3 protein-coding genes are annotated in these 5,208 nt (G+C 68.6%); 1 reads left to right on the forward strand and 2 read right to left on the reverse strand.

Annotated elements, in window-relative coordinates; genetic code table 11:
- Positions 1-81 precede the first annotated feature (81 nt).
- Both KQY30_RS34570 and KQY30_RS34575 read right to left on the reverse strand, forming a co-directional pair.
- Entirely contained in the window at positions 82-1,968 is a 1,887-nt protein-coding gene (locus tag KQY30_RS34570) for an ABC transporter ATP-binding protein (RefSeq protein WP_217310434.1), read from the reverse strand.
- Entirely contained in the window at positions 1,946-3,700 is a 1,755-nt protein-coding gene (locus tag KQY30_RS34575) for an ABC transporter ATP-binding protein (RefSeq protein WP_217310435.1), read from the reverse strand. The genes KQY30_RS34570 and KQY30_RS34575 overlap by 23 nt, the downstream gene beginning before the upstream one ends.
- 274 nt (positions 3,701-3,974) lie before the next feature.
- Here KQY30_RS34575 and KQY30_RS34580 point away from each other — a divergent pair, with 274 nt between their 5' ends.
- Positions 3,975-5,009: a GDP-mannose 4,6-dehydratase gene (locus KQY30_RS34580; protein ID WP_046501325.1), complete on the forward strand. Its 1,035-nt coding sequence runs from the start codon at positions 3,975-3,977 to the stop codon at positions 5,007-5,009.
- The last annotated feature ends 199 nt before the right edge of the window (positions 5,010-5,208 follow it).

The raw sequence follows: 5,208 nt of genomic DNA on the forward strand, positions 1-5,208 counted from the left end.
CGGCGCGCCCACCCTGCGAGATTACGCGGAAACACATGACGCGGCCCGGGATGCCGTGTTGCGGGCAGATGTCGGGCGGGGTCAGCCGCCGGCGGGCAGCGCGGCGGTACGCGGAGCCGCAGCGCGGGCCGAGTGCAGCCGGGCGTAGAGGCCCTGACGCCTGATCAGCTCGTCATGCGTGCCGCGCTCGGCGATCCGCCCCGACTCCATGACGACGATGAGATCCGCGTCCCGGATCGTGGACAGCCGGTGGGCGATCACAAAGCTGGTCCGGCCCGCGCGCAGGGTGTTCATGGCTCGCTGGATGAGGACCTCGGTGCGGGTGTCGACCGAACTCGTCGCCTCGTCGAGCACCAGGACCGCCGGGTCGGCGAGAAACGCCCGGGCGACCGTGATGAGCTGTTTCTCACCGGCGCTGACGCTCGACGACTCGTCGTCCAGCACGGTGTCGTAGCCGTCGGGCAGCGTACGGATGAAACGGTCCGCGCAGGTCGCGCGGGCGGCGGCGACGATCTCGTCACGGGTCGCGCCCTCGTGCCCGTACGCGATGTTCTCGGCGATCGTGCCGCCGAAGAGCCAGGTGTCCTGGAGCACCAGACCGAACCGCGACCGTAGATCATCCCGGGTCATCGACGCGGTGTCCGTACCGTCCAGCAGGATCCGGCCCCCGTCGACCTCGTAGAAGCGCATGAGGAGATTGCCGAGGGTGGTCTTGCCCGCGCCGGTCGGGCCGACGATCGCGACCGTACTGCCCGGCTCCACCGTCAGCGACAGATCCTCGATCAGCGGGGTCTCGGGGGAGTAGCGGAACGACACCCGGTCGAACCGCACCCGGCCCCTGACCTCGCCGGGCGTGGCCGGGCGTACGGGATCGGGGTCCTGCTCCTCCGCGTCGAGCAGGGCGAACACCCGGGCCGCGGAGGCGATGCCGGACTGGAGCCGGCCGGCCACACTCGCCACCTGGACGATCGGCTGGCTGAACTGCCGGGAGTACAGGATGAAGGCCTGGACGTCGCCCAGGGTCAGGGCGCCGCTGACGACCTTCCACGCGCCCACCACGGACACCACCACAAAGCCGAGGTTGGCGATGAACATCATGGCGGGCTCGATGGAGCCGGCGGCGAACTGGGCCTTCGCGCCCGCCCGGTACAGCGCCTCGTTCTGCGCGTCGAAGTCCCGCTCGGCCTCCTCGCGCCGGCCGAAGCCCTTGACCAGCGAGTGGCCCGTGAAGATCTCCTCGACATGCGCGTTCATCGAGCCGGTGGCGGCCCACTGATCCGCGAACCGGGGCTGGGCGCGCTTGCTGATCCAGGCCGCGAGCACCGCCGACACCGGCACGCTCGCCACCATGATCAGCGCCAGCGACGGGGAGAGGACCAGCATCAGGATCAGCATCGTCCCGATCGAGAGGACCGAGGTGATCAGCTCGGCGAGGGTCTGCTGAAGGGTCTGCTGGAGATTGTCGACATCGTTGGTCGTACGGCTCAGCACCTCGCCCGCCGGATGCCGGTCGAAGTAACTCAGCGGCAGCTTCCCGAGCTTCTCCTCCGCCCGCTCCCGGAGTCCGAAGACCACCCGCTGGACGACGGCCGCGACCAGCCGGCCCTGCACGAGCATGAAGAGCGAGGCCGCGACATACAGCGCGAGCAGGATCAGCAGCAGATCGCCGACGCGGCCGAAGTCCACCCCTGCCGCAGCGTTCTGACCGTCCGTCAGGAATCCTTCGACGATCAGGTCGGTGGCTTTGCCGAGCAGCAGCGGGCCGAAGGCGTTGCAGCCGATCCCGGCGATGCCCATGAGGAGAGCCATCGCGACACGGGAACGGTGCGGCCGGAGCAGTCCGAGGAGCCGACGGCCCGCCCCGGTGGGCTCCGGCGCCCCGGTGGACTCCGACGGGGCGGTGGACTCCGGCGGGACGGGGCCGGCCGGCGGGGAGTCCGGCTGGTCAGGGCTGTCCGGCGAGACCATGGACGGCCTCCTCCTCGGTGAGCTGGGAGAGCGCTATCTCGCGGTAGGTCGAACTGTCGCGCAGCAGCGCGTCATGGGTGCCGGTGGCGACGACGCGCCCCGCGTCGAGCACCACGATCCGGTCGGCGTGCCGCACCGTGGCGACACGCTGGGCGACGGTCAGCACGGCCGCCCCCGCCGTCTCGGGCGCCAGGGCGGTACGGAGCGCGGCGTCCGTGGCGTAGTCGAGCGCCGAGAAACAGTCGTCGAAGAGATAGACCGCAGGCCGGCGCAGCAGGGTGCGGGCGATGGCCAGCCGCTGGCGCTGGCCGCCGGAGACATTCGTACCGCCCCGGGCGACCGGTGCGCCGAGTCCGCCGGGCATGGCCTCGACGAAGTCCGCGGCCTGAGCGGTACGGAGGGCCTGCCACAGCTCCTCGTCGGTGGCGTCCGGATTCCCGAAACGCAGATTGCTGGCGACGGTCCCGGAGAACAGATACGCCCTCTGCGGTACGAACCCCACCGCGCGGCTCAGCACTCCGGGGTCCAGCTCCCGTACATCGGTGCCCTGGACCCGTACCGAGCCCCCGGTGACATCCATCAGCCGCAGGACCAGATTGAGCAGGGTCGTCTTGCCGCTGCCGGTGCTGCCGAGGATCGCCACGCTCTCGCCGGGCTCCGCGCGCAGATCGATCCCGTGGAGTATCGGCTTCTCGGCGCCCGGGTAGCGGAACTCGGCCCCCCGGATGTCGAGTCCGCCGGCCGGGCCCGAGGGCCGTACCGGAACGGCGGGCGGGAGCACGCTCGTCGGGGTCGCCACGATCTCCTGGATCCGCTCGGCGGACACCTTCGCGCGCGGCACCGACAGAAACACGAACGCGATCATCACGACCGACATCAGGATCAGCGAGAGATAGCTCAGGAACGCGCTGAGCGCGCCGATCCCCATCGTGCCGCTGTCGATCCGGTGGGCGCCGACCCACAGGATCGCCACCATGAAGCCGTTCATCAGCAGCAGGACCACCGGGAGCATCGACGCGATCAGCCGGCCCACCCGCCGTGACACATCGAAGAGTTCGGTATTCGTCCGGGTGAACCGCGCGCGCTCATGGGCGTCCCTGACGAAGGAGCGCACCACCCGCACCCCGGTGATCTGCTCGCGCAGCAGCCGGTTCAGCCGGTCGAGACATGTCTGCATCCGTTCGTAGAACAGCCCCATACGGGCCAGGAGCAGACCGAACGCGGCCCCGACGACCACCACCAGGACCACCAGGATCACCGCCAGCGGAACGTCCTGCTGGAGCGCCAGCACCACGCTGCCCAGGCACATCAGGGGCGCCGACACCACGATCCCGAACCCGGACTGGGCCAGCGTCTGCACCTGCTGCACATCGTGGACCGTGCGGGCCATCAGCGACGGCGTACCGAAGCCGCCCACCTCGCGGGCGGAGAAGTCCAGCACCCGGCGGAAGACCACCGAGCGGATGTCGCGCCCCATCGCCATCGCCGTACGGGCGCCCAGCGACACCGCGCCGACCGCCGCCGCGATCTGTACGACCGCCACCGCCACCATGACCGCGCCGGCCCGGGTGATGAAGCCGCTGTCCCCGGCGACCACCCCGCGGTCGATCAGCGCGGCACCGAGTGTCGGCAGCAGCAGGGTGCCGAGGATCTGCACGAGTTGCAGAAGAACCAGCAGGGCCGCCGACCGCCGATAGGGACGCACATGAGTTCGCAGAAGTCCGAACAGCACGGAAAGACACTCCGGTTGACAGAGCCGGCCCGGACGCCGACGCACACAGTGCACCGCATCCGGGGCCCGAAAATCCCTAGTGTTACCGGCGATCCGTCTTCGCCGCGGTACCCGCACTCGGGAATTCCCTAGTAAGCCCGGGTTTTCTTGACACCGGTGGCGGCGGCTTGCGAGCGTGCCGGTGTCTATCGTCCGGACAGAAGCGTATTCGATGCGAGGTCGTCGACCGAGCTCTGCGTTTGGGCGGTCTCTCCGTGGTCGAGAAGAGGTAGGTATGTCCAAGCGAGCGCTGATCACCGGAATTACCGGGCAGGACGGTTCTTATCTGGCCGAGCATCTGCTGTCCCGGGGCTATCAGGTCTGGGGATTGATCCGCGGTCAGGCCAACCCGCGGAAGTCCCGCGTCAGCAGGCTCGTATCCGAACTGTCGTTTGTGGACGGCGATCTGATGGACCAGGGCAGCCTGGTCTCGGCCGTCGACACCGTGCAGCCGGACGAGGTCTACAACCTCGGCGCGATCTCCTTCGTCCCCATGTCGTGGCAGCAGGCGGAGCTGGTCACCGAGGTCAACGGCATGGGCGTGCTGCGGGTCCTCGAAGCCATCCGGATGGTGAGCGGCCTCAACAGCTCGCGCACCGCCTCCGGCAGCGGCCAGATCCGCTTCTACCAGGCGTCGTCCTCGGAGATGTTCGGCAAGGCGGCCGAGACCCCGCAGCGCGAGACGACGCTCTTCCACCCGCGCAGCCCGTACGGCGTCGCCAAGGCGTACGGCCATTTCATCACCCGTAACTACCGCGAGTCCTTCGGGATGTACGCGGTCTCCGGCATGCTCTTCAACCACGAGTCGCCGCGCCGCGGTTCGGAGTTCGTGACCCGGAAGATCTCCCTCGCGGTCGCCCGGATCAAGCTCGGGCTCCAGGACAAGCTCCACCTCGGGAACCTCGACGCGGTCCGCGACTGGGGCTTCGCCGGCGACTACGTACGCGCCATGCACCTGATGCTCCAGCCGGACGAGCCGGACGACTACGTGATCGGCAGCGGCACCATGCACTCGGTCAGGGACGCGGTACGGATCGCCTTCGAGCATGTCGATCTGAACTGGCAGGACTATGTCGTCATCGACCCCGAACTGGTGCGTCCCGCCGAAGTCGAGGTGCTCTGCGCGGACAGCGACCACGCCCGTACCAAACTGGGCTGGAAGCCCACCGTCGACTTCTCGGAACTCATGCGGATGATGGTGGACGCCGACCTCAACCAGGTCTCCCGCGAACACGAATACGGAGACCTTCTGCTGGCTTCCAACTGGTAGCGGAACTCGCGGGGCCGGGGAAACTAGGGATTTCCCCGCCACGGTTCCCACGACACTCGCCACATGGCTTTCCTGAATCGGCTGCAAAGCCATGTGGCTTTCTTCTTGCCGCAAGCATGACGCCGCAATGCACAACGAGCGCGAGATGTCCGGCGTGATTCATGTTCGGCCGCTGGCTGTCGAGATGGGTTGAGTTGAG

This window comes from Streptomyces sp. GMY02 (assembly GCF_019056675.1).
Classification (GTDB): Bacteria; Actinomycetota; Actinomycetes; order Streptomycetales; family Streptomycetaceae; genus Streptomyces; species Streptomyces odonnellii.